The following is a 23,703-nucleotide window of genomic DNA, read 5'->3' on the forward strand; positions in this document are numbered from 1 at the left end:
CATGTCCATCGCTCCCGCACCTACCGAATCCTGGCCCTGGCCGCCGGCCATTCGCGCCAGCGCGGCGTGGCACGTCGCGGCCATCGGTGCGGGCGTGCTGGTGCCGGGCGCGTTGCCGTGGGCCGTCGGCGCGATCGTGCTGAACCATGCGTTGATCACCGGTGCCGGCCTGACGCCGCGCAGCAGCCTGCTGGGCCCTAATGTCACGCGGCTGCCCGAAGCGGCCGCGGCGCGGCGCGAAGTGGCGATCACCATCGACGACGGGCCGGAGCCCGAGGTAACGCCGCGTGTGCTCGAACTGCTCGACGCGCACGGCCAGCGCGCCACCTTCTTCTGCATTGCCGAGCGCGTGCTGGCGCATCCCGAACTGGCACGCGAGATCGTGGCGCGCGGCCACAGCATCCAGAACCACACGGCGCGGCACCGGCACAATTTTTCCTTTCTCGGGCCGCGCGGTTTCGCCGCCGAGATCGCGCGGGCGCAGGACATCCTGAGCGACGTCACCGGCCAGCGCCCGACCTGTTTCCGCGCGCCCGCTGGCCTGCGCAACCCGTTTCTCGAACCCGTGCTGCACCGCCTCGGCCTCTCGCTCGTGAGCTGGACACGGCGCGGCTTCGACACGCGCGAAGGCGACGCCGCCAAGGTGATGGCGCGCTTGAGCCACAACCTGCAGGCGCGCGACATCCTGTTGCTGCACGACGGCAATGCCGCGCGCACCGTTGCTGGACAACCTGTTTTGCTGGAGGTACTGCCCTTGTTGCTCGAACGCCTGCGCGCCGATGGATTGCGCTCCGTGACCCTGCCTGAAGGATTGAAGTCATGAGCGCCGCCCGGCCGCCCGAAGGCGCTCGCACCGCAGCGCGAAGCGCGGAGGTTTCCGAATGAGCGCGGTGATGTTGTCGACCGATAAGGCGTGGCGCGAGCTGCATGAAGCCGCGACCATTCCCTACAAAAAAGGCGGCAGCTTCGCCTGGCACTTCGCACGCGGCAAGCTGGGGCGCGACCCGGTGTTTCGCGGGCTGCTCGAGCGCGGGCTGTTTGGCGCGCCGCACCACCGCGTGGTCGACATCGGCTGCGGGCAGGGCCTCTTCGCGAGCCTGCTGGCATCGATGAGCGCGATGCAGAAGCAGGGCCGCTGGCCATCAGCGTGGCTTGCCACGCCGCACAGCGCCGACTACACCGGCATCGAGCTGATGCCGAAGGACGTGGCGCGCGCCGAGGCCTCCATTGGCCATCTGGAGCCCACGCCCAGGCTTGTCTGCGCCGACATGTGCTCGGCTGCCTTGCCGGACTGCGACCTCGTCGTGATCCTCGACGTGCTGCATTACGTGAACCTCGAAGCGCAGGAAGGTGTGCTCCAGCGCGTGCACGACGCGCTGCGCCGTGGCGGCAATCCGCACGCACGGCTGCTGCTGCGCGTGGGCGATGCGTCGAGCCGCCGTGGCTTCGCAATCAGCCAGTGGGTCGACCGCACCGTGACACGCATCCGCGGCCACAAGGTCTCGCCGACCTGGGGCCGTCCGCTGGCCGACTGGACCGCGCTGCTGCAGCGCCTGGGCTTCCGGGTGCAGAGCATCCCGATGAGCGAAGGCACCCCGTTTGCCAACGTACTGCTGGTCGCCGACCTGGAGGCCGCAGCTTGACCGCACCGCAGACGCTCGACCGCGCAGGCATTGCGCAGCGCATTCCGCACAGCGGCAGCATGTGCCTGCTCGAGCGGCTCGAAAGCTGGGACGCCGACGCGATCCACTGCAGCACCACGACCCATGCGCAAGCGGGCAACCCTCTGCGCACGGAAGGCGGCCTGCTCGCACCGAACGCAATCGAATACGCGGCGCAGGCCATGGCGCTGCATGGTGGCTTGCTGGCCACCGAGGGCAGCAGGCCATCGGCCGGTTTCCTGGCAAGCGCGCGCAATGTGAAGCTGGCGGTGGCACGTCTCGACGACGTGCCCGGCGCCTTGCAGGTGGGCGCCCGGCGCCTGTCGGGTGACGATCGCCAGATCCTCTATGAATTCACCGTCAAGGCCGACGACGGCCGCATGCTGGCCGAAGGCCGTGCCGTCGTGGTCCTGAACACGCCGCTCGCAGCAGAACAACAAGAAAGCACGACATCGCCATGAGCCTCGAAGGAAAACGCGCACTCATCACAGGCGCAAGCGGCGCACTCGGCGCTGCCATGGCCGAACGCCTGGCACGGGACGGCGCCACGGTGCTGCTGCATGCCAATTCGCGGCCCGAGGCGGTCGAGCAACTGGCGGCATCGATCACGGCTGCAGGCGGCAAGGCGGAATGCCATGTGTTCGACCTGCGCAGCGACGAGGCCTCGGCAGCAGCTTGCGCGCGCATCCTGGAGGGCGGGGCGGTGCAGATCCTCGTCAACAACGCGGGCGTGCACGACGACGCCGTGCTGCCGGGCATGCGCGCCGAGCAGTGGCACAAGGTGATCGACGTGTCGCTCAACGGCTTCTTCCGCGTCACGCAGCCCTTGCTGCTGCCGATGATGCGCACGCGGTGGGGCCGCATTTTGAACATCTCGTCGGTGGCCGCGATTGCGGGCAACCGGGGGCAGGTCAACTACGCCGCTGCCAAGGGCGCGCTGAACAGTGCGACCAAGGCGCTGTCGCTCGAAGTGGCGTCGCGCGGCGTGACGGTGAATGCGATCGCGCCCGGGATCATCGCCTCGCCGATGGCGGATGCAGTGTTCGACCAGGCGGTGATCAACCAGATGGTGCCGGTGAAGCGGGCGGGAACGCCGCAGGAAGTGGCGTCGCTGGCGGCGTTCCTGGCCAGCGACGAGGCGGCCTACATCACGGGGCAGGTGATCTCGATCAATGGCGGGATGATCTAGGGGCGCTGGTCGCCATGGGGCACGGCGGTGGGTGCTGTGTCCTTGGGCGGCCCCAATAAAACCTACAACGGCAGCGTGTCGAACGCGGCGTAAACGGTAGCCAGCCAAGACTTCACGCGCTGGCGCTCCAGCAGCCCCAGCGCATGCGGCCCTTCGCGGTCATTCACGGCCTTCCAGAAACTGGTGTTCTGCGCATCGATCTTGCGCATGCTCGCGTCATGCAAACGCGGCAGCGCAATCACGCGAGCGCCATTGGCCGTGGCCTTCGAAAGCGATTGCGAACCCAGCAGCATCCCGAAGTCGCTGCCACGCCCGTAGTTCTGCACCACGATGTAGTTGGGCCGGTTGCCGAAGGTGTCGATCAGCGAGCCGAGCAGGTCGGTCGAGTCCTTGCCGTCGTCCAGCACGTGCCAGAAATTGACTGTGACGCCAATCTCGGCGAACACGTCGAACAGGTCCGACTCCTTGATCCAGCGCGACAGTGGCGCCAGCGTCTGGGCCGCGAGGTCGACGATCACGCTTTGCTGCGGGTTGGTCTCGAAGCCGTTGACGACCGTGTCGAGCCCTTCGAAGCTGTCGACCACCACGGGCGAGGCAAAGCCTTCGTAGAAACGGGTGAACGAGCTGTGCGAGCGGTCGGTGTCGAAGCCGGTGAAGGGGCGGCTGTGGTCGATGAAGTACTGCGCCAGCACGCGCGCGGTGACCGACTTGCCGACACCGCCTTTTTCGCCGCCGATGAAATTGATGGAGCTCATGAGTTGATGCTGCCTCGAATGGGTTGAGGAGGGGTGGAGGGCGGATTCATTCTAGGGGGCTGCTTTTTCTTTTTGTTTGCCACCTTTTGAAATGGCTTGCAGCAAGGGATGTGCCTGCAATCGCTGCTGCAGCCGTTTCTTCCACGGGGCCGGCAGCGTCGAGGCTTCGATCATTGCGGGCCACTTGTCGCGGGCGAGCCGCGCGGTGTCGGCGATCACACGGCGCACCAGCGGCTCGTGCAGCCCGGTCGAGAAGCAGAAGGCGCGCACGCTGGCGGGCGTGAACAGGGCCGTGCGCCTGGCCGTGCCGGCGGCTGCGGGCAGCAATGGCAAGGCGTGGCCGTCGACACCTTGCAGCGCTGCGTAGGCGACGATGTCGTAGGCCGGGGCAAAGCGCGGCGCGATGCCATCGGGGTACAGCACGCCGAAGTTCTTCAGATGCGCATCGGGGTTGCCGAGGAGATCGTTCACCGCAAGGCGCCGCACGAGCTCGAGCACCGCTTCGTCGCCCAGCGACGGAAAGGCGCGCATTGCGAGCGCCATGTCGAGGTAGCTCCCGCTGTACTTGCGCATCGGGTCGATTGCCAGCACCTGCGCGAAATCTTCGAAGTGGATGCGGCGCGCGCCGTCGCGGTCGAAACGCGTCACTGCCAGAAACTCGGGTTCGTCGGGCAGCGCATAGCTGTGCTCTGCGGCAATGGCTGAGAGCGGTGCGAGTTCGGCATGGCAAACCTCGACGCCCGCCGCGCTCGCCATCTGCAGCGACAGCATTTCGAGCTGCGGCATGTGCGGCCGGCCGGCCACCGGCAGCTTGGCGATGACCCGGGTGCTCGCACCGGCCCGTGTGCGGGCAACATACCGTCCGCCCTGGCGGCGCAGGCCCAGCTTGGGCTGCACGCCGGAGACCGAAATGCCCTGCGGCATCGGCAGCTCGACCACCGACATCTCCAGCGCGTCCTGGTCCTGCGTGATGAGCCGCTGCAGCGTGCCGCGGTCCACCGACACTGGCCTGGCGCTCACGGCGCCGGGCAGGTCGCCGCCACAGGCCGCGAGCAGCTCGAAATAATCGTTCTCGCGGCAGCCGCGAAGCTGCGCGATGTGGCTGCGCAGCACGCCCTCGGGCAGCAGGTTCTGGAAAAAGCTGGGCAGCAGGCCGCTCTGGGCGTTGAACAACGGGTTCTTGACGTCGCTCCACAGCGCCGACTGAGTGGGCGGATCGCTCGCCACCATCGAGAGCGACAGCACTTCGGGCGGTGGGCTGGCGACTAGCTCGGGTTCCGCCACGAAGCGGCACAGGTCGGCGTACTGGAACAGCTTGCCGAAGCGGCGTGCGCCGAGCGAAATCTCCAGGATCTTGACGTTCATGGCGGTGAGCGGCGCTTGACGTAGCGCGGGGCGGGCGCCTGCGTCACGGCATGGCCGACGCGCGTGGTCACGGGGCGGTAGCCGGCATCGGTTGCCGTCGTTTCACCGAAGCCCTTGGGCGCAAGCTGCAACTCGAGCCCCAGCGCATCGACCAGCGCAAGCAGGGACGACAACTGAGGGTTGCCCCGCAGGCTCAACGCGTTGCGCACGGAGCGCTCGGTGAGCCCAGAGCGCAGCGCGATCTCGGCATTCGAGATGCCGGCGGCCTCGCGGCGGGCAGTCAGGGCGGTGATGAGTTCCTGCTTGTTCACGGAAACATATTACCGTAAATGCAGATTTGGGAAATATCTTTCCTATGCTGCATTCCCCGCGACCTTACTTGGGCAGCAGCGTGAAGAAGGGCATGACCACGCCCATCACCCAGTTCTGGCCGAAGTCGAGTGCCGCCCGGCGGTATTTCTCGTCGGCCTGGGCGGCCAGCAGATCGAGCCGCGCCACCACCTTCGACAGTTCGCGGTCGGCCACGAGGTTGCGGCCACGGTCGCTGATTTCGGTGGCCAGCAGCAGCGGCTGGCCGTCGGGGCCGGTCTTGGAGGAAATGAGCCAGAGCGAGATCTCGAAGTTGCGTGCGGCCCGGAAGCTGTTTTCGGCGTTGACGCCGTCGATCATGGTCTGGTCCCAGGTGTCGCCGTTGGCCTGCTTGAGCATGGTGGCCCAGCCAACCACCAGTGCCGCGACGCGGTCGCCCTGGTAGCCCTGCGGCCCGGTGTCGAAGGCCATGCGGATCGCGTCGATGCCGGTGGCGCCCTTCAACTCGGGCAGGGGCGGGCCTTTGAGCACGGCGTCCCAGGCGCGCTGGGTGGCCTCGTCCATGCTGGCTGCCGACTTGCGCCATTCGCGGGGGTTGCGCTTGTACAGGGTGCTCTGAACCCGTCGCACTGATTGCAGGTTGTCGCGCAATGACAGGTTGGCGATGCGGTTGGCGCCGGACTGCAGCCACTCCTGGTTGTTGTAGGGTTCGGCGCGCTGGGTGTCGCGTACCGACGAGCAGCCGGCAAGACCGAGCAGGGCGGCCGTGCCCGCCAGCAGCCAGGTTCGTCTTACGGCAAGGGGTGAAACCGGGGAATCGCTCATGCCCTGACGTTATCATCCACGGCTGGGGCGGCGGCCTGCATCAAGCTGCGGGCCCGTGCAATTTTCCTTACAAATCAATACCTTGGCGCTACAGCCAAGGCAGGCCGACAAGTCGTGCGTCTTAATTCCATCAAGCTTTCGGGCTTCAAGTCGTTCGCCGAACCCACCAACTTCCTGCTGCCGGGCCAACTGGTCGGCGTCGTCGGGCCCAACGGTTGCGGCAAGTCGAACATCATGGACGCGGTGCGCTGGGTGCTCGGCGAGTCGCGCGCGTCGGAGTTGCGCGGCGAATCGATGCAGGACGTGATCTTCAACGGCACAACCACCCGCAAGCAGGCCAGCCGCTCGAGCGTGGAACTGGTGTTCGACAACGCCGATCACCGCGCCGGCGGCCAGTGGAACCAGTTCGGCGAAATCGCCGTGCGCCGCGTGCTCACCCGCGACGGCACCAGCAGTTACTACATCAACAACCAGCCGGTGCGTCGCCGCGACGTGCAGGACGTGTTCCTGGGCACGGGCCTCGGCCCCCGCGCCTACGCCATCATCGGCCAGGGCACGATCAGCCGGATCATCGAATCGAAGCCCGAGGAACTGCGCCTGTTCCTCGAAGAAGCCGCGGGCGTTTCCAAGTACAAGGAGCGCCGCCGCGAAACCGAAAACCGCCTGGGCGACACGCGCGAGAACCTCACGCGGGTCGAAGACATTCTTCGCGAACTCAACGCCAACCTCGAAAAGCTCGAAAAGCAGGCCGAGGTGGCCGCGCGCTACAACACGCTGCAGGGCGACGCCACGAAGAAGCAGCACCAGCTGTGGTTCCTGAAGCGCAGCGAAAGCAACGCCGACCAGTCCAAGATCAAGGCCGATTCCGAAAAGGCCATCAACGATCTCGAATCGCGTACGGCAGACCTGCGCCACATCGAGGCCGAGCTCGAAACCGTGCGCCAGGCCCACTACGGGGCCGGTGACCAGGTCAACCAGGCGCAGGGCAAGCTCTACGAGGCCAGCGCCGAAGTCGGCCGGCTCGAAGGCGAGATTCGCTTCGTGGTCGAAGGCCGCCAGCGCGTCGAGCAGCGTCTTGTGCAACTGCGCGAGCAAATGGGCCAGTGGGGCCGTCGCCGCGAAGAAGCCGAAACCGAGATCGAAACCCTGGCCGGCGCGGGTGTAGACGCTGAAGAGCAGGCCATCATGCTGGCCGCCCAGCTCGAAGAGCACGACGCGCGCATGCCCGACCTCGAAGAGGCCGTGCAACGCGCCCAGGACGAGGCCAACACCCAGCGCACGACCGTGTCGCAGGTGCAGCAGCAGATCCAGGTGCTGGCCGCCGACCAGCGCAACATCGAAGAACAAAGCCGCCAGCTCACGCAGCGCAGCGAACGCCTGCGCGCCGACCAGAACGCGCTGGCCGCGCCCGACGAAGCCCGCCTGCTCGACATGCAGGAGCAGCACGCCATGGCGCAGGAAGCCGCCAGCGAAGCCGAAGCGCGCCTGCACGAGCTGCAGGAAGCCGTGCCGCAGCTCGACGACGACCGCCGCGCCAAGCAGCAGGCCGTCAACACCGAGGGCGCCCGCCACGCCGAGTACTCGGCCCGCCTCGAAGCGCTGCGCGCGCTGCAGGAAAAGGTCAAGACCGACGGCAAGCTGGCCCCCTGGCTCGCCAAGCATGGCCTCGACGGCTTGCAGGGCCTGTGGAGCCGCATCCACATCGAACAGGGCTGGGAAAGCGCGCTCGAAGCCGCACTGCGCGAGCGACTGGGCGCGCTCGAAGTCAGCCGCCTGGAGATGGTGCGCGCCTTCGGCAACGACGCGCCGCCCGCCAAGCTCGCCTTCTACAGTCCGCCGGCCGCCGGAGCACCCGAAGGCACGGCCGCGCTGCCGCGCCTGTCGAGCCTGCTGCGCCTGAACGATGCGGGGCAACAGGCCTTGCTGAACGACTGGCTGCACGGCTGCTACACCGCCGCGAGCTTCGAGGAAGCGCTGGCCCAGCGCGCCGCGCTGCAGCCGGGTGAGGTCATCTACGTGCAGAGCGGCCATGCCGTGTCCTCGCACAGCGTCAATTTCTACGCACCTGATTCCGAGCAGGCTGGCTTGCTGGCCCGCCAGCAGGAAATGGAAAACCTGGAGCGCCAGCTGCGCGCCCAGACGCTCATCAACGAAGAAGCGCGCACTGCGCTGGTCCGCGCCGAAGCGGCCTATGCCGACGCTGCGCAGCGCCTCGTGACTGCGCGGCGCGAAGCCGCCGAAACCCAGTCGCGCGCGCACGAATTGCAGGTCGAGACCCTGCGTATGACGCAGCTCGCCGAGCAGACCCGCGCCCGCAGCCAGCAGCTGGCGGCTGACCTCGGCGAAGTCGATGCGCAGCTCGAAGAACTGCAAGAAAAACGCATCGCTGCCGAAGGCCGCTTCGAAGAGCTCGACATGCAACTGGCAGACAGCCAGGAGCGCCATGCCGAACTCGACGAACGCGTGATCGAGGCCGGCCGCGCGCTGGCCGCGAGCCGCGAGCAGCATCGCAGCCTTGAACGCCAGGCACAGGAAGCGACCTTCTCGCAACGCACGCTCGAAGCCCGCCGTGCGGAGCTCAACCGCTCCATCGAAACCGCTGCGCAGCAGACCGTGGCGCTGACCGACGAAGACGAGCGCGCCCGCGCCGAGTTGAGCCGCCTGTCAGACGCCGCCGCGCAAGCCGGCCTGCAGGATGCGCTGGCCCTCAAGCTCGAGCGCGAAGCTGCGCTCGGTTCGGCGCGCAGCCAGTACGACGACCTCACTCTCAAGCTGCGCGCCAGCGACGAGCGCCGCCTGCAGCTCGAACGCGAACTCGACCCGCTGCGCCAGCGCATCACCGAGTTCCAGCTGAAGGAGCAGGCCGCGCGCCTGGGCGTCGAGCAATACCAGCAACTGCTGGACGACGCCGGCGCCGACCTCGAAGCCATCGAGCAGTCGATCGAAACCGACAAGGTCAAGCTCACCGGCCTGCAGAGCGAAATCGACCGCCTCAACCGCGAAGTGGTCGCGCTCGGTGCGGTGAACCTGGCCGCGCTCGACGAACTGGCCATTGCCAGCGAACGCAAGACCTTCCTCGACGCCCAGTCGGCCGACCTGAACGAAGCCATCGGCACGCTCGAAGACGCCATCCGCAAGATCGACGCCGAAACGCGCGACCTGCTCGGCGGCACCTTCAAGATCGTCAACGAGCACTTCAGCCGCATGTTCCCCGAGCTATTCGGCGGCGGCAATGCCAAGCTCATGATGACCGGCGACGAGATCCTCGACTCCGGCGTGCAGGTGATGGCCCAGCCTCCGGGCAAGAAGAACCAGACCATCCACCTGCTCTCGGGCGGCGAGAAGGCGCTCACGGCCATTGCGCTCGTGTTCGCCATCTTCCAGCTGAACCCGGCGCCGTTCTGTCTGCTCGACGAAGTGGACGCGCCGCTGGACGACGCGAACACCGAGCGCTATGCCAAACTCGTCACCGCCATGAGCCGTGAAACCCAGTTCCTCTTCATCAGCCACAACAAGATCGCCATGGAAATGGCCGAGCAACTGATCGGCGTGACGATGCAGGAGCAGGGCGTGTCGCGCATCGTCGCGGTCGACATGGAGTCGGCGGTCTCGATGGTCGAAGCCGCGTAAGCCGAGCGGCACCCATGACCAATCTCACTCTCGCCCTGGCCATCCTCGGCGGTCTCGTTCTCGCGGCCGTCGTTGCCTACAACACGCTGATGTCGCGCCGCAATGCGCCGCGCCAGCCCGATGCAGTCGACCTTGCGTTGGCCGATGCGGAGCGCGCAATGTCGGGCTCGCCCGACGGCGCGGAGCCGATGCTGCACGTCGACCCGTACCAGGTGCAGCAGGGCGCCGACCGCCACGAGCCCCTGTTTGACCCCGACCTGCCGGCGCCCAGCGGCGTGCCCGTGCCGACCGGCGAGCGCCGCGGCGGGCTCGATCCGCTGATCGACGTGATCGCGCCAATCTCGCTCGACGGGCTCGCGTCCGGTGACGCCGCCATTGCCGCCATGCCGTCGACGCGGCGCGCCGGTAGCAAGCCAGTGGCCATCGAGGGCCTGAACGAACACAACGGCCAATGGGAGCCGCCCGTGCCCGGTCAGCGCTACAGCGCCTTCCAGGTCGGTGTGCAGCTGGCCAACCGCACGGGCGCGCTCAACGAAATCGAGTACTCCGAATTCGTGGTCAAGGCGCAGGCATTTGCCGATGCGGTCAACGGCGCGCCGGAGTTCCCCGAGATGCTCGACGAAGTGGCACGCGCCCGCGAGCTCGACCAGTTCGCCAGCGCGCACGACGCGCAGCTGGGCTTTGTCCTGCGCGCATTGCATGCGGCCTGGAGCCCGGGCTATGTGCAGCAGAACGCGGCGCGGCTCGGCTTCGTGGCCGGCATCATCCCGGGGCGCATGGTGCTGCCGACCAGCGAAGTCGGCTTGCCGCCGATCCTCGGGCTGGCCTTCGACACGCAGGCCGCGCTGGCCGACGACCCGGCCCAGTCGGCCATTCGCGAACTCAGCCTGAGCCTCGATGTGCCGCAGGTCGACCGCGGCGAAGAGCCGTTCCGCCGCATGCGCGAAGCCGCCGCAACGCTGGCGCGCGAAATGGACGGCGTGGTTACCGACAGCGACGGCCAGCTGCTGCGCGACGAGACGATGGACGTGATCGGCGCCGACCTCGAGCAGCTCTACGACACGCTCGATGCGCGCGACCTCGCTGCGGGTTCTCCGCTGGCGCGACGCCTCTTCAGCTAACAACTCCGACCTTCGGGAGACACCCCATGACGACGCGCGACGAAGCGGCACGCGAAGCCGCCGCACTGAGCGAACAGCTCCACCGGCACGCCCATCTCTACTACGTGCTCGACACGCCCGAACTGCCGGACGCGGAATACGACAAGCTCTTCCAGCGCCTGCAGGCCATCGAGGCAGAGTTTCCCGATCTGCGCACGCCCGATTCGCCGACGCAGCGCGTGGGCGGCAAGGTGCTCGACGGTTTCGTCAAGGTGCGCCACAAGGTGCCGATGCTGTCGATCCGCACCGAGACCGACATCACGCCCGGCGGCGCGAGCGCCTTCGATGCGCGCGTGCGCAAGGAACTGGGCTTGCCCGAGGACGGGCCGCAGGTCAGCTATGTCTGCGAGCTGAAGTTCGATGGCCTCGCCATGAACCTGCGCTACGAGAACGGCGTGCTGGTGCAGGCTGCCACGCGCGGCGACGGCGAGGTGGGCGAAGAGGTCACGCAGAACATCCGCACCGTGCGCGAGATCCCTCTGCGGCTCAACGGCACGGCACCGCCCGTGGTCGAAGTGCGCGGCGAGGTCTACATGAAGCGCGCCGATTTCGACGCGCTCAACGAGCGCCAGCGCCAGAAGATTGCGGACGGACAAAAGAACGAGAAGGTGTTCGTCAATCCACGCAACGCCGCGGCTGGCGCGGTGCGTCAGCTCGATCCGGCGATTGCCGCGGCGCGGCCCCTGAGCTTCTTTGCCTACGGGCTGGGCGAGGTCACGCCGGCGGCCGAAGGCGGGCCAGACTGTCCGACGCAGTTCGACTGGCTGCAGCAGTTCCACGCATGGGGCTTCCCTGTGGCGACGCAGACGGCGCGAGCTACGGGCGCTATCGAACTCATAGCATTCCACGAAAACATCGGCCGCCAGCGCGATGCCTTGCCCTACGACATCGATGGCGTGGTCTACAAGGTCGACAGCATCGAGTTGCAGCGGCAACTGGGCTTTGTCTCACGCGAGCCGCGCTGGGCCGTGGCCCACAAGTACCCGGCCCAGGAGCAGCTGACCGAAGTGGTCGGCATCGAGATCCAGGTCGGGCGCACCGGCAAGCTTACGCCGGTGGCCAAGCTCGCGCCGGTATTCGTCGGCGGCGTGACCGTGACGAACGCCACGCTGCACAACGAAGACGAAGCGCGCCGCAAGGATGTGCGTGTGGGCGACACGGTGATCGTGCGTCGCGCCGGCGACGTGATTCCCGAGGTGGTCGGCGTGGTGCCCGAAAGCCTCGCAAAACCCGAGGGCGAGCGCGCTGCGCAGTTCACCATGCCGCACAAATGTCCTGTGTGCGATTCGGAGGCCGTGCGCGAAGAGGGCGAGGTCGACTACCGCTGCACTGGCGGCCTGTTCTGTGCGGCGCAGCGCAAGGAAGCCATCCTGCACTTCTCGGCGCGGCGTGCGGTCGACGTCGACGGCCTTGGCGACAAGCTGGTCGAGCAACTGGTCGATGCCAACCTGATCCGCACCTTGCCTGATCTCTACAAGCTGGGCTTCACCACGCTGGCCGGGCTGGAGCGCATGGCCGAGAAGTCGGCGAAGAACCTCGTCGATGCGCTCGAAGCCTCGAAGAAGACCACGCTGCCGCGCTTCCTGTTCGGCCTTGGCATTCGCCACGTGGGCGAGACCACCGCGAAAGACCTGGCCAAGCACTTCGGCAAGCTCGACGCGATCATGGACGCGACCGAAGAGCAATTGCTCGAAGTGAACGACGTTGGCCCGGTGGTGGCGCAAAGCCTGCGCACCTTCTTCGACCAGCCGCACAACCGCGAAGTGGTCGAGCAGCTGCGCGCCTGCGGATTGACGTGGGAAGAGGGCGAGCCGGCCGCGCGTGCCCCGAAGCCTTTGGCGGGCCTGACCTTCGTCATCACCGGTACCCTTCCTACGCTGAGCCGCGACGAAGCGAAGGATAAATTGGAGGCGGCCGGTGCCAAGGTTTCCGGCTCCGTCAGCAAGAAAACCCATTACCTCGTGGCCGGGGAAGAGGCCGGGAGCAAGCTCGACAAGGCACGTGAGAACGGAGTCGAGATCATCGACGAGGCGCGTATGCTGGAGATACTCGCCAACGGTGTCCCGGCAGAAGACGCGGGCGAGTGAGCGGGGAAACGTGACGGCAGATCCTCTTTACCGGCCGTTACGCGACTTCATCGCAGCGCAGTCAACAGGGTCTACAACCTGGCGTTGAAAGCTAATTGAAGGCCACAAGGAGAGTCCCTCATGCAAAAAATTCGAGTTCTCGGTGCCTGTGTTGCACTCGGCGGCGTTGCGCTGCTGAGCGGCTGCGTGGGCGTGCCTGCCGATCCCTACTACGGCGGGGGCTATTCGTCGGGGCCTTACTACAGCGAGCCTGCGCCCGTGGTCGTGGCGCCTGCGCCGGTCTACATCAACGGTGGCGGCTACTACGAGCGCCGTCCGTATTACGACGGTGGTCGTCCTTATTACGGCCGCCCGGCTTATCCGGCCGTGCGTCCGGGCTATCCGGCGGCGCGTCCGCCGAACTGGGGCGGTGGCCGGCCTCCGGCCGTGGTGCGACCGCCGATTGCAGGTGGCGGTCCCGGCTCCATCCCGACGCAGCCGCGCGGCAACGCGCGCCTGTGGACCTCGCCGGACTCCAAGACGCAAACTCCTCCCTGATCCTGCCAGGGGGCGAAGACGCGGGGCTGTCGCGATAATCCCGCCATGGCCATCCGCGAAATCCTCAAGATGGGCGACCCCCGGCTGCTGCGCATCGCGCAGCCGGTCGCCGCCTTCGACACCGACGAGCTGCACCTGCTGGTGCGCGACATGTTCGAAACCATGCATGCGGTCAATGGCGCCGGCCTAGCCGCGCCGCAGATCGGCGTGGACCAGCAGCTCGTGATCTTCGGCACTGATGTCGTGAACCCCCGTTATCCCGATGCGCCGCCGGTGCCGCGCACCGTGCTGCTCAATCCCGTCATCACGCCGCTGGACGACGAGGAAGAAGAGGGCTGGGAAGGGTGCCTGTCGGTGCCGGGCCTGCGCGGCGTGGTGCCGCGCTTTGCCAACATCCGCTATACCGGGTTCGACCCGTACGGCGACCCGATCGACCGGGTCGCCACCGGCTTTCATGCGCGCGTGGTGCAGCATGAAGTCGATCACTTGCTGGGCAAGCTCTACCCGATGCGGGTGCGCGATTTCTCGCGCTTCGGCTACACCGAGGTTCTGTTTCCGGGCCTCGATGCAGCCGACGACGACTGATCGAACCTGATCAGTTGTATTTGCTGCTGAGTGCGAAGCGGCCACCGCCCATGAAGGCGAGAGCCAGCGCCGCGAACAGGAACATGCCTTGCAGTTCCAACGCCCAGCCGCCTTGCTTGCCGAGTGAGGTCAGGTCCTTCATATGGACCAGCGCGAATGCCACCAGCATGTTGATGACCACGATCCACGCGGCGGGACGCGTGTAGAGGCCGATGATCAGCAGCACGGGCGCCACCACCTCGCCGATGTAGACCAGATAGGCCAGCGCGCCCGGCAGCCCGTGCTGGGCCAGCATGCCGGAGATGAAGCCGACGCCGCCTTGCAGCTTGGCGATGCCGTGCAGCAGGATCAGGACGCCAAGCGAAACGCGCAGGATGAACTTGCCGGTGTCGTCGGATTTGACCATTTGTGTGGATTCCATTGGAGTGGTTGATTGGAGGGCCGTATGGTAGTGAACCTGCGACGCTTCGAGCCAGCTTTTGCGGCGCATATGCATCCAACCCGGAGTTCTTTGGCAGAGTCTGGTGTCGGCCCGTACACTGCCTTTTGCCTACTGTTGAGGAGAACACACCAATGAACAATCGATTCCGCCCGGCCCTGCTCGCAGCCGCCTCTGTCATCGCCTTGACTGCGGCCGCACCGGCCTTCGCCGGCAAGACACTCGACGCGGTCAAGCAGCGCGGCACCGTCAAGTGCGGCGTGACCAACGGCGTGGCGGGCTTTTCCGCGCCAGACACGCAGGGCAACTGGTCGGGCCTCGACGTCGACACCTGCCGCGCCATCGCGGCCGCCGTGCTCGGCGACGGCAAGAAGGTCGACTTCGTGCCGCTCAACTCGCAGCAGCGCTTCTCGGCCCTGCAGGCCGGCGAGATCGACATCCTCGCGCGCAACACCACCTGGACGCTCACGCGCGACGCCTCGCTGGGCTTCAACTTCACCACCATCACCTACTACGACGGCCAGGGCTTCCTGGTGCCGAAGAAGCTCAAGGTGACGAGCGCCAAGCAGCTCAAGAACGCGACCATCTGCACGCAGTCGGGCACCACCAACGAGAAGAACGTTTCCGACTACTTCCGTGCCCAGAACATCCCGGTGAAGACGGTCGTCTTCGAGAGCTTCGAGGCTTCGTTCAAGGCCTTCTTCTCGGGCCGCTGCCAGGCCTTCACGACCGACGCCTCGGCGCTGGCCGGCCTGCGCAACAAGGAAGCGCCGAACCCCGACGACTACATCATCCTGCCCGAGCTGATCTCCAAGGAGCCGCTCGCGCCCCTGGTGCGTCGTGGCGACGACGAGTGGTTCGCCATTGCCAAGTGGGTGCCCAACGCGCTCATCGAGGCCGAGGAATTCGGCGTTACCCAGGCCAATGCCGACGAGCTCAAGGCCAGCAGCAAGGATCCGGCGCAGCAGCGCCTGGTCGGCACCGGTGAAGACCTCGGCAAGCTGCTGGGCCTGGACAAGGACTGGTCGTTCCGCGCGATCAAGGCCGTAGGTAACTACGGCGAGATGTTCGAGCGCAACGTCGGTCCCAAGTCGGTGCTGAAGCTGCCACGCGGCTCCAACAACCTCTGGAGCAAGGGCGGTCTGATCTACGCACCCCCGGTTCGATGAACGGCGGGGCCTCGCGCCGCGGGGTCTGGCTGGCGTGGGCCGTCCAGACACTGCTGGTGCTGGCCGTGGTGGCCGGCGCAGTCTGGGTGGTGCACCATGCGCTCGAGGTGCTTCGCGCGCGCGGGGTTCGCTCGGGCTTCGACTTTCTTACCGAGCCCGCGGGCTTTTCGATCAGCGAAGGTTGGCTCGACTTCGATGCGAGCCAGCCGTTCTGGCGCGCCTTTCTCGCGGGCCTGATCAACACGGTGCGCGCGGCCGTGCCGGCGGCGATCTTCTCGGTAGTGCTCGGCACGCTGATCGGCATCGGACGGCTCGCGCCGCACGTGCTGCTGCGCGGCATCTGCACCGCGTACGTCGAACTGCTGCGCAACGTACCGCTGCTGGTGCAACTGCTGATGCTGGCCTTTGCCATGGCCAACCTGCTGCCCGACCCGACCGAGCCGGTTCGGCTGCTGCCGGGTGTGTGGCTCAGCAAGGGCGGGCTCAGCGTGCCGTGGCCCATGGTGGGCGAGGGCGGTCTGCACTTCGAGTTTCCCGAGCGCGGTGACTTCGGCGTGAGCGGCGGCGCGGCGCTGAGCCCCGAGTACGTGACCATCGTCGCAGGCCTGAGCTTCTATTCGGCCGCCTTCGTGGCGGAAATCGTGCGGGCGGGCATCCTGTCGGTGTCGCAGGGACAGGTGCTCGCAGGGCAGGCGCTGGGGCTGTCGCCGGTGCAGCAACTGCGCATCGTCGTGCTGCCGCAGGCGTTGCGGGTGATCGTGCCTTCGCTCACCAACCAGCTGTTGAGCCTTACCAAGAATTCGTCGCTGGCGGTGGCGGTGGGCTATCCGGAACTGGTGTCGGTGGCCAACACCACCATCGGCTCGAACGGCCGCGCCTTCGAGTGCATCGCGATCATCATGGCGGTCTACCTGCTGCTGTCGCTGCTGATCTCCTTCGGCATGAATCGCTACAACGCGCGCGTCGCGCTGCGGGGCTGGCGATGAGGAACGTTGCACAAGGCCCCATCGCATGGCGCAGCGAACTCTGGGGTTCGCCGCTGCGCTCGCTTGCCACGGTGCTGCTGCTGGCGCTGCTGGCGTGGGGCGGCTTCCACGTCATTGAATGGGGCATCGTGCATGCGGTGTTCCGGGCCGACGCCGAGGCCTGCCGTGCTGTTCAACATGGCGCCTGCTGGGGCGTGGTGGCCGAGAAATGGCGGCCGATGTTGTTCGGGCGCTTTCCGTATGAGGAGCAGTGGCGGCCTGCTATCGCGGTGGTCGTGCTGTCCGCCGTCACGATGCTCAGTGCGTGGCCGCGCAGCTGGCGCTGGTGGCTGGTGCCGCTCTGGGCCGTCGCATTGCTGCTGTTCGTACTGTTGATGCGCGGCGGCGTGCTCGGCCTGGCCCAGGTGCCGACGAGCCGCTGGGGCGGCCTGCCGCTGACGATCGGGCTGGCGGTGGTGGGGCTGGCGCTGGCCTTTCCGCTGGCCTTGCTGCTGGCGCTGGGGCGCCGCTCGGGCTGGCCCGTGGTGCGCACGCTGAGCGCGAGCTACATCGAGCTGGTGCGCGGCGTGCCGCTGATCTCGGTGCTGTTCATGGCCTCGTTCCTGCTGCCGCTGCTGTGGCCGGCCAGATGGCAGCCCGACGTGCTGGTGCGGGTGCTCGCGGGCCTCGTGCTGTTCGTGGCTGCCTATCTGGCGGAAATCATCCGCGGTGGCCTGCAGGCCGTACCGCGCGGACAGACCGAAGTGGCCATGGCGCTGGGCTTCGGCCGCTGGCCGGTGCAGCGCGACATCGTGCTGCCGCAGGCGCTGCGCCTCGTCGTGCCCGCGCTCACCAACAGCGTGGTCGGCACGTTGAAAGACACCTCGCTCGTCACCGTGGTCGGCCTGTTCGAGCTGACCGGCGCGCTGGGGCTGGCGCTCGGCGGCGATCCGACGTGGCGGCCGTTCTACCTCGAGGGCTATCTCTTCATCGCGGCCGTGTACTGGGTGCTGTGCTTCGGGCTCTCGCGCTACAGCGTGTGGCTCGAAAAACGGCTCTCGGCTGCGCCCTGAGCCGGACGCCGCCGGGCTCCTGTACACTCCGGGCCTTCATGTCGAGCCACAACTCCCACTCCGCATCCAACGCAGCCCTGATGGCTCGCATGATGCCGCCTGCCTCCGCGCAGGCGATGGTTGTTGCTCGAATGATTACCACCATTACCACCGCGGTCACCTGACACGCGCAGGTGGCCGTTCCGGCAGCCACCTGGTGTATCGCTCTCTCCCCGAACGAATGAACCCAGCTCTGGCAGCTGGGTTTTGTTTTTTCGTCTGGAGATGTCCATGTACCGCGATCCCGTTGAATCCCTCGAGCCCCTGCACAGTCGCGCCGCGGCCATTCGTACCCTGCGCGTGGGGATGATTGGCATCGGCACCGTGGGCTCCGGCACCTTCCGCGTGCTGGCGCGCAACCGGGCCGACATCGCGGCGCGTGCCGGCCGTTCGATCGAGCTTGTGATCGTCGCCGCGCGCAACCTGGAGCGGGCCGCCGGCATCGTGGGAGAGGGCGTTCCGCTCACGGCCGACGCGATGCATGTGGCCACGCACCCCGATGTCGACGTGGTGGTGGAAGTGGCAGGCGGCACAGGCCCGGCGCGCGACTGGGTGCTGGCCGCCATCGCGCACGGCAAGCACGTGGTGACGGCCAACAAGGCCCTGCTGGCAGTGCACGGCACCGAGATCTTCGCGGCCGCGCGGGAGAAAGGCGTGGTCGTGGCCTACGAAGGGGCGGTGGCAGTGAGCATCCCCATCATCAAGGCGCTGCGCGAGGGCCTTGCGGCCAACCGCATCGAATGGGTGGCGGGCATCATCAACGGCACCACCAACTTCATCCTGAGCAAGATGCGCGACGAGGGTCTCGACTTCGTCGCCGCGCTCGCGCAAGCACAGGCGCTGGGCTACGCGGAAGCCGACCCGACTTTCGACATCGAAGGCATCGACGCCGCCCACAAGCTGACCCTGCTCGCCGCCAACGCTTTCGGCATGCCGCTGCGCTTTGCCGACGCGCAGGTGGAAGGCATCACCGCCCTGCAAGGGCTGGACGTGGCGTGTGCCGAACAGCTCGGCTACCGCATCAAGCTGCTGGGCGTGGCGCGGCGGCAAGCATCTGGCGTCGAACTGCGCGTGCAGCCCGCGCTAGTACCCGCAGACCACCTGATGGCGCACGTGAAGGGCTCGATGAACGCCGTCATGGTCAAGAGCGACGCGGCTGGCCTCACGATGTACTACGGCGCGGGCGCCGGCTCGGAGCAAACGGCTTCGGCCGTGATCGCCGACCTCGTGGACGTGGCGCGGCTCGATGGCGTCGACGCCTCGCAGCATGTGCCGCACCTGGGCGTTCACGCGCATGCGACGAATGCCTTGTCGGTGCTGCCGCGCGCGGCCGTCGATACCTCGCACTACCTGCGTGTGCCGGTGCACGCGGTCGGCCAGATCCAGGCGGTCGCCGCCTGTCTCGCCGCGCAGAAGGTGCCCGTGCGGCAGGTAGCACTGGCGGCCGAATGCTCCGGCACCGGGCCGCAGGTGCTGGTGCTGACCGGGCCTGTAGTGCAGGGCACGCTCGATCTCGCGGTGCATGCGCTCCAGGCGCGGAACGAAGTGGCCGGCCCGGTGGTCACGCTGCGCGTGGAAGCGTTGGAAGGCTGATCAAGCCGCCCGGATCTGCAACCCCAGCGCGACCGCATCGCGCTGCGGCGTCCGGGTGGCCAGGCTCACCACCACGACCACGGCCGCATTGATCGCCATCGCGATCAGCCCAGCTTCCCACTGCGGCACCGCGGTCGCCCAGAACTTCGCCGCGAACGGCGCCAGCAGCGCGACGAAGCCCGCGACCAGGCCGGCCAGCACGCCGATGGCGCTCGTGCGCTTCCACAGGAACCCGAGGAACACACCCGGCGCGAGCATGCCGATGGCCGAATAGGCGTCGAGCAAAATCTTCACCAGCGAGCCCTTCTGGCTGATCGACAGCCATACCGCAATCGCCGCGAACACCACCAGCGAGCCGCGCGAGAGGGCCAGCGACCCGCGCTCGCCCAGCCCCGGGCGAAACGGCCGCACCACGTTGCGCGTGAAGATCGAGCCCGCCGTCAGCAGCAGCAGCGAACCCGGCGCCAGCGCCAGCAAAAAACCCGTGCCCGCCAGCAGCCCGACCGTCCAGGCCGGGTAGCGGTCCGACACGAACTGCAGCAGCGCCGCGTTCAGGTTGCCGCCCGGCGGTTGCGTGTTCGCCAGCAGGGCCGCGAAGCCGAGCAGGATGATGAAGAAGTAGGCCAGCGAATACAGCGGCTGCCAGATCGCGTTGCGCCGGATGGCGGTGGCGCTGTGCGCCGTGTACGACATCTGGAACAGGTGCGGAAAGACCCAGTTGCCCAGCGCGATGTTGATGGCCGAGGTCATGAGCCAGATCGCCGTGGTGGGGGAGGTGGCGTCCAGCCCCGGGAACTTGCCGATGCCCGGGTGCTTGGCTTCCGCCATCGAGAACAGATCCATCAGCGAGGCTGCGCCAACCTTGCTGGCCACCGTCACGCTCAGCAACACCACGACGACGACCATGAGGATGTCTTTCACGCCGGCTGCGAAGGCGGCGGAGCGCACGCCGGCCGCGAACACGAAGGCGATCATCAGCGCGCCCGCGCCGATGGTTGCGGCTTCGCTCGAGATGCTGTTGCCCAGTGTGAGCTGCACGATCAGCCCGAGGCTCACGAGCTGGATCTGCACATACACGACCAGAGACGCGATGCCCACAACGCCGGTCAGCACGCCGAGCCAGGGCGCGTCGTAGCGCGTGGCGAAGAAGTCCGATTGCGTGAGCAGCCCGCGCAGTCGTCCCGCGCGCCAGATCTTCGGCATCAGCCAGTAGCCGACCGCGTAGCTCATCGAGACGGAACAGAACGCGAGGTACGCGGGAGCTCCCAGCGCCCAGGCGTAGCCCGAGATGCCGAGCACCGCGAAGGTGGTGTAGACCTCGCCCGCATTCATGAACCAGAACACGAGCGTGCCGAGGCTGCGGCCGCCGACGGCCCAGTCCGCAAAGCTCTTGCCGTGGCGCGTACGGCGGCCGTAGGCCATGGCGCCTGCCACGGTGGCGAGCAGGATGGCGAGGACGATTGCGAGCTTCATACCGCGCCGTCCTTACCAGCGTTGTCGGCTTTCAGGCTGTTGTCGAGGAAGTCGGCCTCTTCGGCTTCCACGCCGGCCCGGGCGTCGAGCCTGAAGACGATCGCGATCACCACGCTCGTGAGCACGATGCCCGCCATCTGCCAGAACATGGGAAAGGGCATGCCGAAAGGCCTGGCCGCGATGTCGTTCACCGCCGGCGCGAGGCAGGCCTGCCAGACGAAGGGGAAGACCAGCAACCATCGATGGCCGAGGCGGGGTGAATCGCTGCTGCGCGCGGGAGGGGTATCGACCATCTCTCTGCTCCTGTAAAGTGATACTGCACAAAAACTGGCTGGAGTGTGCAATCGGATTGTCAAAAAGCGCAAGCTGGATTTCAGCCATTGCCCGAAGAAATGCCAATGCACGAATGTGACGCGAGTGCACCATTGACGTGCAGTCACACAGCACATACCATCGCCACCAAATGAAGCCACACTGCACAGATAACGGAGCGACCGGATGATCGGCGAGCGATTGAAAGAGCTGCGGACCGTGCGCGGCCTGTCCTTGCGCGAGCTCGCGGCCCAGGCCGGTGTGTCGGCCACGCTGCTCAGCCAGATCGAGCGCTCGGTCACCGACCCGAGCCTCGAAACCATGCGCCGCCTGGCCGGCGTGTTCGGCGAATCGGTCTCGTCGTTGTTCTCCGAGCCCGCGCCGCCCTCGGTGTGGATCAGCCGTCCGGGCGAACGCTCGCTGCTCACCGCGCCCAAGGGGCAGGTCGGGTACGAGCGCCTGACAGCCGGCAATGGCCAGCTCGAAGTGCTGCGTGCCGTGCTGCAGCCGGGCCAGGTGTCGGCGGACGAACCGCGCGGCCATGCATCGACTGAGTGCGTGTATGTGGTCGCGGGCGCGCTGGTGGCGCAGATCGCGGGCGTCGACTATCCGGTGCTGGCGGGCGAGAGCATCTCGTTCGACTCGCGCCTGCCGCATCGCTACCTGAACCAGTCGCAGGCCCCGACCGAAATCATCCTGTCGGTGACGCCGCCCAACCCCTGAGCACCCGAGGCACATGATGAACCCCGACCCCAGTTTCACGCTCCACGACCTGCGCGTCGAAGTCGTCGCACCGGAAGGCGCCCGCATCTATTGCGGCGCCAAGGTGGGCGACTATTTCGAGCTGCGCGGCGAGATGCTGCATCTGCCCGAGGGGCAGGGCTTCTCGATCTATTCGCTGGGCGCCTTGTTGCCGCTGCTGGCCGCCAAGCAGCGGCCCACCGACGCGAACGACTGGATGAGCACCGACGCCGAGGTGGCCTGCCCTGATCCGAACTGCCCCTCGCGCTTTCGCATCACCCGCATGGGGCTGCGCACTTTTCGCCACGCCGACACCACGGCGGTTGTCCATCCATCGAACGAGTCTTCATGAATCCCTCGCAGCATTCGCACCATCGCATCGAGCTCGCGCCCGGCTATGAAATTTCCCGCCTGCTGAAGGGCGGATGGCAACTGGCCGGCGGCCACGGCGACGTGGATCACGCAGGTGCCATCGCCGACATGGCGGCCTACTACGACGCCGGCATCACCACCTTCGATTGCGCCGACATCTACACCGGCGTGGAAGAAATGATCGGCGAGTTCCGCGCCGACTACCTGCAGCGCCACGGCCGCGACAGCCTCTCGCAGCTGCGCGTGCACACCAAGTTCGTGCCCGACCTCGCCATCCTGCCGACCATCGACAAGCGCCAGGTCGAGCAGATCATCGATCGCTCGCTGAAGCGCCTGCGCATGGAGCGGCTCGACCTCGTGCAGTTCCACTGGTGGGACTACGGCGTGCCGCGCTATCTCGAGGTTGCGCACTGGCTCCTGGAACTGCAGCGCGCCGGCAAGATCGACCGCGTGGGCGGCACCAATTTCGACACGGCGCACGTGCGCGAACTGGCCGACGCCGGCGTGCCGCTGTTCAGCATGCAGGTGCAGTATTCGCTGCTCGACCAGCGGCCCTTGCCGCTGATGACGCCGTACTGCGAGCAATCAGGCATGAAGCTGCTGTGCTACGGCAGCGTGGCCGGCGGCTTCCTCTCGGAGCGCTGGCTCGGCGTGAGCGATCCGGGCCAGTCGTTCGAGAACCGCTCGCTGGTCAAGTACAAGCTCATCATCGACGACTTCGGCGGCTGGGACCTGTTCCAGCAACTGCTGGTGCAGCTGAAGCAGATCGCGCTGCGGCATGGCGTGTCGATTTCGACCGTGGCGATGCGCTGGGTGCTGCAGCAGCCGTCCGTCGCGGCAGTGATCGTCGGCGTGCGGCGCGGCGACCACCTGGCGGATCACCTGAAGGTGCTTGACCTGCAACTCGACGCGGCCGACCTCGCGGCGCTGGATGCAGTGCTCTCGCAGCGCAGCGCGCCGAGCGGCGACGTCTACGCCGTAGAGCGCGACCTCGAAGGCCGCCATGGCCGGATCATGAAGTACGACCTGAACGACAAACCGCATTGAGTTCGGCGTAGCCGGTGAGCGGGTCGTGCGTGCGCGCGAACTGCCAGTCGGGCAGCACGGCGACGAGGATTTCCGCCGTGGTGCGCACTGTGCATCCGGGTGCGGCATGGCCGCCGAAAACTCGGCCCTCGGCATCCGACACGCTGATGTGAAGATGCGAGCCGTCCGGCGACAGGCTGCCCGCCAGCGTGAGGATTTCCAGGTCGCCTTCGATGCGCGCCGCGTTCTCTGCGCCTGCAAACCGGATGCTCGCCCCGCTCAGGCTGCCGATGCCTGAGACCACGAACGCCGCGTCGGCACCGCCTCGCTTCAATGCTGAATCGAGCGACGCGCGCAGATCGTCGCCGGGGTTCAGTCGCAGCACCAGCGTCTGCATG

At 67.1% G+C, this 23,703-nt stretch carries 24 protein-coding genes; 16 read left to right on the top strand and 8 right to left on the bottom strand.

Annotated features, from left to right (window positions below; all coding sequences use genetic code 11):
• The first annotated feature begins 1 nt into the window (after position 1).
• From BMW87_RS02795 to fabG, 4 genes are all read left to right on the top strand, one after another.
• Positions 2-823, top strand: a complete 822-nt coding sequence (locus BMW87_RS02795) for a polysaccharide deacetylase family protein (RefSeq protein ID WP_093073965.1) — start codon at positions 2-4, stop codon at positions 821-823.
• A 70-nt stretch (positions 824-893) separates the two neighbouring features.
• On the top strand, positions 894-1,643 hold the full coding sequence (locus BMW87_RS02800) for a class I SAM-dependent methyltransferase (RefSeq protein WP_371258768.1): 750 nt from the start codon (positions 894-896) through the stop codon (positions 1,641-1,643).
• Positions 1,640-2,122, top strand: coding sequence for a hotdog family protein (locus BMW87_RS02805; RefSeq protein ID WP_093073969.1), 483 nt, complete (start codon positions 1,640-1,642; stop codon positions 2,120-2,122). Before BMW87_RS02800 ends, BMW87_RS02805 begins: the two co-directional genes overlap by 4 nt.
• A complete protein-coding gene (gene fabG, locus BMW87_RS02810) occupies positions 2,119-2,850 on the top strand; it encodes a 3-oxoacyl-ACP reductase FabG (protein ID WP_093056940.1) in 732 nt (243 codons plus the stop codon). The genes BMW87_RS02805 and fabG overlap by 4 nt, the downstream gene beginning before the upstream one ends.
• Before the next feature lie 62 nt (positions 2,851-2,912).
• On the opposite strand, the gene BMW87_RS02815 is transcribed toward fabG, so the two are convergent.
• The 4 genes from BMW87_RS02815 to BMW87_RS02830 form a co-directional block, all read right to left on the bottom strand.
• Entirely contained in the window at positions 2,913-3,605 is a 693-nt protein-coding gene (locus tag BMW87_RS02815; RefSeq protein WP_093056939.1) for a P-loop NTPase family protein, read from the bottom strand.
• 51 nt (positions 3,606-3,656) lie between these two features.
• Entirely contained in the window at positions 3,657-4,970 is a 1,314-nt protein-coding gene (locus BMW87_RS02820; protein WP_093073971.1) for a type II toxin-antitoxin system HipA family toxin, read from the bottom strand.
• Positions 4,967-5,281: a helix-turn-helix domain-containing protein gene (locus BMW87_RS02825; RefSeq protein WP_093073973.1), complete on the bottom strand. Its 315-nt coding sequence runs from the start codon at positions 5,279-5,281 to the stop codon at positions 4,967-4,969. The genes BMW87_RS02820 and BMW87_RS02825 overlap by 4 nt, the downstream gene beginning before the upstream one ends.
• A 64-nt stretch (positions 5,282-5,345) precedes the next feature.
• The gene (locus BMW87_RS02830; protein ID WP_093073975.1) at positions 5,346-6,104 is read right to left on the bottom strand and encodes a hypothetical protein; all 759 of its coding nucleotides are present in this window, start codon (positions 6,102-6,104) and stop codon (positions 5,346-5,348) included.
• Positions 6,105-6,218: 114 nt separating this feature from the next.
• Between BMW87_RS02830 and smc the strand changes: the two genes are divergently transcribed.
• From smc to def, 5 genes are all read left to right on the top strand, one after another.
• Complete coding sequence (gene smc / locus BMW87_RS02835; RefSeq protein WP_093056935.1) at positions 6,219-9,734, top strand: chromosome segregation protein SMC; 3,516 nt, start codon at positions 6,219-6,221, stop codon at positions 9,732-9,734.
• A gap of 14 nt (positions 9,735-9,748) precedes the next feature.
• Positions 9,749-10,855 carry a cell division protein ZipA C-terminal FtsZ-binding domain-containing protein gene (locus BMW87_RS02840; RefSeq protein WP_093056934.1) on the top strand — a complete coding sequence of 369 codons (1,107 nt, stop codon included), beginning with the start codon at positions 9,749-9,751 and terminating at the stop codon, positions 10,853-10,855.
• Positions 10,856-10,881: 26 nt separating this feature from the next.
• Positions 10,882-12,981 (top strand): NAD-dependent DNA ligase LigA, encoded by a 2,100-nt coding sequence (ligA, locus tag BMW87_RS02845; RefSeq protein WP_093073977.1) that lies wholly within the window; start codon positions 10,882-10,884, stop codon positions 12,979-12,981.
• Positions 12,982-13,101: 120 nt separating this feature from the next.
• Positions 13,102-13,518 carry a hypothetical protein gene (locus BMW87_RS02850; protein WP_093073979.1) on the top strand — a complete coding sequence of 139 codons (417 nt, stop codon included), beginning with the start codon at positions 13,102-13,104 and terminating at the stop codon, positions 13,516-13,518.
• Positions 13,519-13,563: 45 nt separating this feature from the next.
• A complete protein-coding gene (gene def / locus BMW87_RS02855) occupies positions 13,564-14,103 on the top strand; it encodes a peptide deformylase (RefSeq protein ID WP_056590568.1) in 540 nt (179 codons plus the stop codon).
• Positions 14,104-14,113: 10 nt separating this feature from the next.
• On the opposite strand, the gene BMW87_RS02860 is transcribed toward def, so the two are convergent.
• Positions 14,114-14,509 (bottom strand): DoxX family protein, encoded by a 396-nt coding sequence (locus BMW87_RS02860; protein ID WP_093073981.1) that lies wholly within the window; start codon positions 14,507-14,509, stop codon positions 14,114-14,116.
• A 167-nt stretch (positions 14,510-14,676) separates the two neighbouring features.
• Between BMW87_RS02860 and BMW87_RS02865 the strand changes: the two genes are divergently transcribed.
• The 4 genes from BMW87_RS02865 (at position 14,677) to BMW87_RS02880 (ending at position 19,381) form a co-directional block, all read left to right on the top strand.
• Positions 14,677-15,711 carry an amino acid ABC transporter substrate-binding protein gene (locus tag BMW87_RS02865; RefSeq protein WP_093073983.1) on the top strand — a complete coding sequence of 345 codons (1,035 nt, stop codon included), beginning with the start codon at positions 14,677-14,679 and terminating at the stop codon, positions 15,709-15,711.
• A complete protein-coding gene (locus BMW87_RS02870) occupies positions 15,708-16,697 on the top strand; it encodes an amino acid ABC transporter permease (protein WP_093073985.1) in 990 nt (329 codons plus the stop codon). Before BMW87_RS02865 ends, BMW87_RS02870 begins: the two co-directional genes overlap by 4 nt.
• Positions 16,694-17,749 carry an amino acid ABC transporter permease gene (locus BMW87_RS02875; protein WP_093073987.1) on the top strand — a complete coding sequence of 352 codons (1,056 nt, stop codon included), beginning with the start codon at positions 16,694-16,696 and terminating at the stop codon, positions 17,747-17,749. The genes BMW87_RS02870 and BMW87_RS02875 overlap by 4 nt, the downstream gene beginning before the upstream one ends.
• Positions 17,750-18,019: 270 nt before the next feature.
• A complete protein-coding gene (locus BMW87_RS02880) occupies positions 18,020-19,381 on the top strand; it encodes a homoserine dehydrogenase (protein WP_093073989.1) in 1,362 nt (453 codons plus the stop codon).
• Here the strand turns inward: BMW87_RS02880 and BMW87_RS02885 are convergent, their stop codons facing one another.
• A complete protein-coding gene (locus BMW87_RS02885) occupies positions 19,382-20,854 on the bottom strand; it encodes a sodium:solute symporter family protein (RefSeq protein ID WP_093073991.1) in 1,473 nt (490 codons plus the stop codon).
• Positions 20,851-21,147 carry a DUF3311 domain-containing protein gene (locus tag BMW87_RS02890; RefSeq protein WP_093073993.1) on the bottom strand — a complete coding sequence of 99 codons (297 nt, stop codon included), beginning with the start codon at positions 21,145-21,147 and terminating at the stop codon, positions 20,851-20,853. Before BMW87_RS02890 ends, BMW87_RS02885 begins: the two co-directional genes overlap by 4 nt.
• A 205-nt stretch (positions 21,148-21,352) precedes the next feature.
• Between BMW87_RS02890 and BMW87_RS02895 the strand changes: the two genes are divergently transcribed.
• From BMW87_RS02895 to BMW87_RS02905, 3 genes are read left to right on the top strand one after another with little or no spacing between them, the layout of a single operon-like run.
• Entirely contained in the window at positions 21,353-21,889 is a 537-nt protein-coding gene (locus BMW87_RS02895; RefSeq protein WP_093056923.1) for a cupin domain-containing protein, read from the top strand.
• Between the two features lie 16 nt (positions 21,890-21,905).
• Positions 21,906-22,259 carry a TIGR04076 family protein gene (locus BMW87_RS02900; RefSeq protein ID WP_256216629.1) on the top strand — a complete coding sequence of 118 codons (354 nt, stop codon included), beginning with the start codon at positions 21,906-21,908 and terminating at the stop codon, positions 22,257-22,259.
• Positions 22,256-23,326 carry an aldo/keto reductase gene (locus tag BMW87_RS02905; RefSeq protein ID WP_093073995.1) on the top strand — a complete coding sequence of 357 codons (1,071 nt, stop codon included), beginning with the start codon at positions 22,256-22,258 and terminating at the stop codon, positions 23,324-23,326. Before BMW87_RS02900 ends, BMW87_RS02905 begins: the two co-directional genes overlap by 4 nt.
• On the opposite strand, the gene BMW87_RS02910 is transcribed toward BMW87_RS02905, so the two are convergent.
• Positions 23,292-23,702, bottom strand: a complete 411-nt coding sequence (locus BMW87_RS02910; protein WP_093073997.1) for a PPC domain-containing DNA-binding protein — start codon at positions 23,700-23,702, stop codon at positions 23,292-23,294. The two genes, BMW87_RS02905 and BMW87_RS02910, sit on opposite strands and share 35 nt — an antisense overlap.
• Between the last annotated feature and the right edge of the window lies 1 nt (position 23,703).

Source organism: Variovorax sp. OV084 (genome assembly GCF_900111625.1).
In the GTDB taxonomy this organism is placed as follows: Bacteria; Pseudomonadota; Gammaproteobacteria; order Burkholderiales; family Burkholderiaceae_C; genus Variovorax.

Bases quoted from the DNA above. Each gene is read 5' to 3' on its own strand.
- BMW87_RS02795 (WP_093073965.1), top strand. From the start codon at position 2: ATGTCCATCGCTCCCGCACCTACCGAATCCTGGCCCTGGCCGCCGGCC.
- BMW87_RS02800 (WP_371258768.1), top strand. From the start codon at position 894: ATGTTGTCGACCGATAAGGCGTGGCGCGAGCTGCATGAAGCCGCGACC.
- fabG (WP_093056940.1), top strand. From the start codon at position 2,119: ATGAGCCTCGAAGGAAAACGCGCACTCATCACAGGCGCAAGCGGCGCA.
- BMW87_RS02815 (WP_093056939.1), bottom strand. From the start codon at position 3,605: ATGAGCTCCATCAATTTCATCGGCGGCGAAAAAGGCGGTGTCGGCAAG.
- BMW87_RS02820 (WP_093073971.1), bottom strand. From the start codon at position 4,970: ATGAACGTCAAGATCCTGGAGATTTCGCTCGGCGCACGCCGCTTCGGC.
- BMW87_RS02830 (WP_093073975.1), bottom strand. From the start codon at position 6,104: ATGAGCGATTCCCCGGTTTCACCCCTTGCCGTAAGACGAACCTGGCTG.
- BMW87_RS02840 (WP_093056934.1), top strand. From the start codon at position 9,749: ATGACCAATCTCACTCTCGCCCTGGCCATCCTCGGCGGTCTCGTTCTC.
- ligA (WP_093073977.1), top strand. From the start codon at position 10,882: ATGACGACGCGCGACGAAGCGGCACGCGAAGCCGCCGCACTGAGCGAA.
- BMW87_RS02850 (WP_093073979.1), top strand. From the start codon at position 13,102: ATGCAAAAAATTCGAGTTCTCGGTGCCTGTGTTGCACTCGGCGGCGTT.
- def (WP_056590568.1), top strand. From the start codon at position 13,564: ATGGCCATCCGCGAAATCCTCAAGATGGGCGACCCCCGGCTGCTGCGC.
- BMW87_RS02860 (WP_093073981.1), bottom strand. From the start codon at position 14,509: ATGGTCAAATCCGACGACACCGGCAAGTTCATCCTGCGCGTTTCGCTT.
- BMW87_RS02865 (WP_093073983.1), top strand. From the start codon at position 14,677: ATGAACAATCGATTCCGCCCGGCCCTGCTCGCAGCCGCCTCTGTCATC.
- BMW87_RS02870 (WP_093073985.1), top strand. From the start codon at position 15,708: ATGAACGGCGGGGCCTCGCGCCGCGGGGTCTGGCTGGCGTGGGCCGTC.
- BMW87_RS02875 (WP_093073987.1), top strand. From the start codon at position 16,694: ATGAGGAACGTTGCACAAGGCCCCATCGCATGGCGCAGCGAACTCTGG.
- BMW87_RS02880 (WP_093073989.1), top strand. From the start codon at position 18,020: ATGTACCGCGATCCCGTTGAATCCCTCGAGCCCCTGCACAGTCGCGCC.
- BMW87_RS02885 (WP_093073991.1), bottom strand. From the start codon at position 20,854: ATGAAGCTCGCAATCGTCCTCGCCATCCTGCTCGCCACCGTGGCAGGC.
- BMW87_RS02890 (WP_093073993.1), bottom strand. From the start codon at position 21,147: ATGGTCGATACCCCTCCCGCGCGCAGCAGCGATTCACCCCGCCTCGGC.
- BMW87_RS02895 (WP_093056923.1), top strand. From the start codon at position 21,353: ATGATCGGCGAGCGATTGAAAGAGCTGCGGACCGTGCGCGGCCTGTCC.
- BMW87_RS02900 (WP_256216629.1), top strand. From the start codon at position 21,906: ATGAACCCCGACCCCAGTTTCACGCTCCACGACCTGCGCGTCGAAGTC.
- BMW87_RS02905 (WP_093073995.1), top strand. From the start codon at position 22,256: ATGAATCCCTCGCAGCATTCGCACCATCGCATCGAGCTCGCGCCCGGC.
- BMW87_RS02910 (WP_093073997.1), bottom strand. From the start codon at position 23,702: ATGCAGACGCTGGTGCTGCGACTGAACCCCGGCGACGATCTGCGCGCG.